General features: G+C 45.2%; 2 tRNA genes and 2 rRNA genes. All 4 read left to right on the forward strand.

Features of this window, described 5'->3' with window-relative positions:
• Nucleotides 1-183: 183 nt before the first annotated feature.
• Nucleotides 184-1,699, forward strand: a 16S ribosomal RNA gene (locus tag CRV03_RS13810).
• A 106-nt stretch (nt 1,700-1,805) separates the two neighbouring features.
• Nucleotides 1,806-1,882: transfer RNA gene (locus CRV03_RS13815), tRNA-Ile, on the forward strand.
• Between the two features lie 37 nt (nt 1,883-1,919).
• A tRNA-Ala gene (locus CRV03_RS13820) sits at nt 1,920-1,995 on the forward strand.
• Nucleotides 1,996-2,304: 309 nt separating this feature from the next.
• A 23S ribosomal RNA gene (locus CRV03_RS13825) occupies nt 2,305-5,219 on the forward strand.
• The 16S and 23S rRNA genes sit together here with 2 tRNA genes alongside, the layout of an rRNA operon.
• The last annotated feature ends 113 nt before the right edge of the window (nt 5,220-5,332 follow it).

A 5,332-nucleotide genomic window follows, 5' to 3' on the forward strand; every position in this document is an offset into this window, starting at 1 on the left:
GGAGATCTTTTAAAATTTAGAAGGTTTGTAAATAACTTTTATAAACCGAATATGAAATTACAACAAACAAGAATATATTGTAAATATATCCTTGTCTATTTTAATAACAAAGCTTATGCTTTTACAATGAGATTTATTTTTGTAACTATAGAGTTACTAAAAATGGTCAGAGAATCAAATTTTTTTATGGAGAGTTTGATCCTGGCTCAGAGTGAACGCTGGCGGCGTGCCTAACACATGCAAGTCGAACGAGAACGGGTTTAGTTTACTAAACTGTCAGCTAAGTGGCGCACGGGTGAGTAATGTATAGTTAACCTGCCCTCTAGAAAGGAATAACAGTTGGAAACGACTGCTAATGCCCTATATGCCCATAATACATAAGTATGCTGGGGAAACGCTTTAGTGCTAGAGGATGGGACTGTATGGTATCAGATAGTTGGTGAGGTAATGGCTCACCAAGTCAATGACGCCTAACTGGTTTGAGAGGATGATCAGTCACACTGGAACTGAGACACGGTCCAGACTCCTACGGGAGGCAGCAGTGGGGAATATTGCACAATGGAGGAAACTCTGATGCAGCAACGCCGCGTGGAGGATGACACTTTTCGGAGCGTAAACTCCTTTTATATAGGAAGATAATGACGGTACTATATGAATAAGCACCGGCTAACTCCGTGCCAGCAGCCGCGGTAATACGGAGGGTGCAAGCGTTACTCGGAATCACTGGGCGTAAAGAGCGTGTAGGCGGGTTATTAAGTCAGAAGTGAAATCCTATGGCTCAACCATAGAACTGCTTTTGAAACTGGTAACCTAGAGTATGGGAGAGGTAGATGGAATTTCTGGTGTAGGGGTAAAATCCGTAGAGATCAGAAGGAATACCGATTGCGAAGGCGATCTACTGGAACATTACTGACGCTGAGACGCGAAAGCGTGGGGAGCAAACAGGATTAGATACCCTGGTAGTCCACGCCCTAAACGATGTACACTAGTTGTTGCCATGCTAGACATGGCAGTAATGCAGTTAACACATTAAGTGTACCGCCTGGGGAGTACGGTCGCAAGATTAAAACTCAAAGGAATAGACGGGGACCCGCACAAGCGGTGGAGCATGTGGTTTAATTCGACGATACGCGAAGAACCTTACCTGGACTTGACATTTACAGAACTTTCAAGAGATTGATTGGTGTCTGCTTGCAGAAACTGTAGGACAGGTGCTGCACGGCTGTCGTCAGCTCGTGTCGTGAGATGTTGGGTTAAGTCCCGCAACGAGCGCAACCCACGTCGTTAGTTGCTAACAGTTCGGCTGAGAACTCTAACGAGACTGCCTGGGCAACCAGGAGGAAGGTGTGGACGACGTCAAGTCATCATGGCCCTTACGTCCAGGGCTACACACGTGCTACAATGGGGTATACAAAGAGCCGCGATACCGCGAGGTGGAGCAAATCTCAAAAATATCTCCCAGTTCGGATTGTACTCTGCAACTCGAGTGCATGAAGTTGGAATCGCTAGTAATCGTAGATCAGCAATGCTACGGTGAATACGTTCCCGGGTCTTGTACTCACCGCCCGTCACACCATGGGAGTTGAACTCATTCGAAGCGGGGATGCTAAGATAGCTACCCTCCACAGTGGATTCAGCGACTGGGGTGAAGTCGTAACAAGGTAACCGTAGGTGAACCTGCGGTTGGATCACCTCCTTTCAGAGAAGAGAAGTTAGATTCGTTTCTAACTTCCAAAGCTATCAAAGATAGCAAAAACGTAAGTTCATGTTCGGTTTATAAAGGTTATTTAAAATAGGTGACAAATGGGCCTATAGCTCAGCTGGCTAGAGCGCTCGACTGATAATCGTGAGGTCCCAGGTTCAAGTCCTGGTAGGCCCACCATTATAAATAATCTTATAAAAGTTATAGGTTAAATGTTGGGGATATAGCTCAGCTGGGAGAGCGCCTGCCTTGCACGCAGGAGGTCAGCGGTTCGATCCCGCTTATCTCCACCATCTATTTAAAAACTAAATATAAGTTCAAAGAATTTTGAATTTATATTTGGTTTTTTACAACCAAAATGCGTTACCTTTAAAAATGTATATTTTTAAAGCTAGCATGATATTTAAAAACATAATGTTAAAGTCTTTAATTTTTTCGTTTAAATCAATATCTTTCGTATGAAGATGATTTAAAAAACAAAAAATTTCATATCTAATAAAATAGATAGACACAACTAACTTATTAAAAGTATTTAATAAGATAGTAGCCAAGGAATAATTATTCAAAAAGGTTAAAGTAAGAAATTACTTTATTCTCAAATAAAATAAGCTATTAAGGGCTAATGGTGGATGCCTAGACTGTAAGAGGCGATGAAGGACGTACTAGGCTGCGATAAGCTTTGGGGAGCCGCCAAGAGGCATTGATCCAGAGATTTCCGAATGGGACAACCCAGCATATAGCGATATATGTTATCCCTTAGGGGAGGCGAACGTGGTGAAGTGAAACATCTCAGTAACCACAGGAAGAGAAATCAACAGAGATTCCGTTAGTAGCGGCGAGCGAACGCGGATTAGGGCAAACCCTATGCTTGCATAGGGGGTTGTAGGACCATAACATGAGACTAAAGAAGATAGTAGAAGTAGTTGGAAAGCTACAGCATAGAAGGTGATACTCCTGTATACGAAATTTTCGATAGCTCTATTGGTATCCTGAGTAGGACGGAACACGTGATATTTTGTCTGAATCCGGGGGGACCACCCTCCAACCCTAAATACTACTTACAGATCGATAGTGAACAAGTACCGTGAGGGAAAGGTGAAAAGTACTCCAGCGAGGAGAGTGAAATAGAACCTGAAACCATTAGCTTACAATCATTCGGAGCCCTATGATTTATCAGGGTGACGGACTGCCTTTTGCATAATGAGCCTGCGAGTTGTGGTGTCTGGCAAGGTTAAGTCAAGTACGAAGCCGTAGCGAAAGCGAGTCTTAATAGGGCGATTTAGTCAGATGCTGCAGACCCGAAACGAAGTGATCTATCCATGGGCAGGTTGAAGCTGGTGTAAGAGCCAGTGGAGGACCGAACCGGTGGGCGTTGAAAAGTCCTCGGATGACCTGTGGATAGGGGTGAAAGGCCAATCAAACTTCGTGATAGCTGGTTCTCTCCGAAATATATTTAGGTATAGCCTCTAGTAGTAGCATGTAGGGGTAGAGCTCTGACTGGGCTAGGGCTGCTCACCGCGGTACCAAACCCTATCAAACTTCGAATACTACATGTGTAATCTAGGGAGTCAGGCGTAGGGTGATAAAATCCTATGTCGAGAGGGGAACAACCCAGACTAACAGCTAAGGTCCCAAAGTTACATCTAAGTGGAAAACGATGTGGAGTTACTGTGACAACCAGGAGGTTGGCTTAGAAGCAGCCACCCTTTAAAGAAAGCGTAACAGCTCACTGGTCTAGTGATTCTGCGCGGAAAATATAACGGGGCTAAGATGTACACCGAAGCTTTAGACTCAGTTTACTGAGTGGTAGGAGAGCGTTCTATTCAGCGTTGAAGATGTACCGGTAAGGAGCGTTGGAGCGGATAGAAGTGAGCATGCAGGCATGAGTAGCGAGAAAAGAGGTGAGAATCCTCTTCGCCGAAAACCCAAGGTTTCCTACGCGATGCTCGTCATCGTAGGGTTAGTCGGGTCCTAAGTCGAGTCCGAAAGGGGTAGACGATGGCAAATTGGTTAATATTCCAATACCAACATACAAGCGCGATGTGGGGACGCATAGAGTTAATCGAGGTCACTGATGGAAGTGTGGCTCGAAGGATGTAGGTTGTATCTTAGGCAAATCCGGGATACATTCGACCGAGATCTTACAGGCTGTTGCCGTTCTTCGGAACTAATACAGAATCGATGATACTGTCGTGCCAAGAAAAGCCACTAAGTATATTGTATGTTGCCCGTACCGTAAACCGACACAGGTGGGTGGGATGAGTATTCTAAGGCGCGTGGAAGAACCCTGGTTAAGGAACTCTGCAAACTAGCACCGTATCTTCGGTATAAGGTGTGCCTACTTTGGTATAGAGATTTACTCTCGAAAGCTAAAGAGGTTGCAACAAAGAGTCCCTCCCGACTGTTTACCAAAAACACAGCACTTTGCTAACACGTAAGTGGATGTATAAGGTGTGACGCCTGCCCGGTGCTCGAAGGTTAACTGATGATGTAAGCACTTGTGCGAAGCATTTGATTGAAGCCCGAGTAAACGGCGGCCGTAACTATAACGGTCCTAAGGTAGCGAAATTCCTTGTCGGTTAAATACCGACCTGCATGAATGGCGTAACGAGATGGGAGCTGTCTCAACCAGGGATCCAGTGAAATTGTAGTGGAGGTGAAAATTCCTCCTACCCGCGGAAAGACGGAAAGACCCCGTGCACCTTTACTACAGCTTGACACTGTAGCTTGGATATTCATGTGCAGGATAGGTGGGAGGCTTTGATCACAGGACGCCAGTACTGTGTGAGCCATCCTTGAGATACCACCCTTGAATATTTGAGTTACTAACTGGGACGAGTTATCCTCGTTCAGGACAATGTCTGGTGGGTAGTTTGACTGGGGCGGTCGCCTCCTAAAAAGTAACGGAGGCTTACAAAGGTTAGTTCATGGCGGATGGAAATCGCCAGTTGAGTATAATGGCATAAACTAGCTTGACTGTGAGACATACAAGTCGAACAGAGACGAAAGTCGGTCATAGTGATCCGGTGGTTCTGTGTGGAAGGGCCATCGCTCAAAGGATAAAAGGTACGCCGGGGATAACAGGCTGATCTCCCCCAAGAGCTCACATCGACGGGGAGGTTTGGCACCTCGATGTCGGCTCATCGCATCCTGGGGCTGGAGCAGGTCCCAAGGGTATGGCTGTTCGCCATTTAAAGCGGTACGCGAGCTGGGTTCAGAACGTCGTGAGACAGTTCGGTCCCTATCTTCCGTGGGCGTAGGAAAGTTGAAGAGATTTGTCCCTAGTACGAGAGGACCGGGATGAACGTACCACTAGTGTACCAATTGTTCTGCCAAGGGCACCGTTGGGTAGCTATGTACGGATGTGATAAGAGCTGAAAGCATCTAAGCTCGAAGCCAACTCTGAGATGAACTTTCCCTGAAGATCCCTTGAAGACTACAAGGTTGATAGGCTAGGTGTGTAAGCGTTGTAAGACGTTTAGCTGACTAGTACTAATAGATCGTTTGGCTTTTTTTAAACTATTTCTTGGTTTACTATCTTATTAAGTACTTGTACTTAATATGTTGTATATCTACTATAAGATATAAGACTTTTAACATTATAATTTTTAATACTCATCAATGTGAGTA

Origin of the sequence: Arcobacter sp. F155 (genome assembly GCF_004116455.1) — a bacterium.
Classification (GTDB): Bacteria; Campylobacterota; Campylobacteria; order Campylobacterales; family Arcobacteraceae; genus Halarcobacter.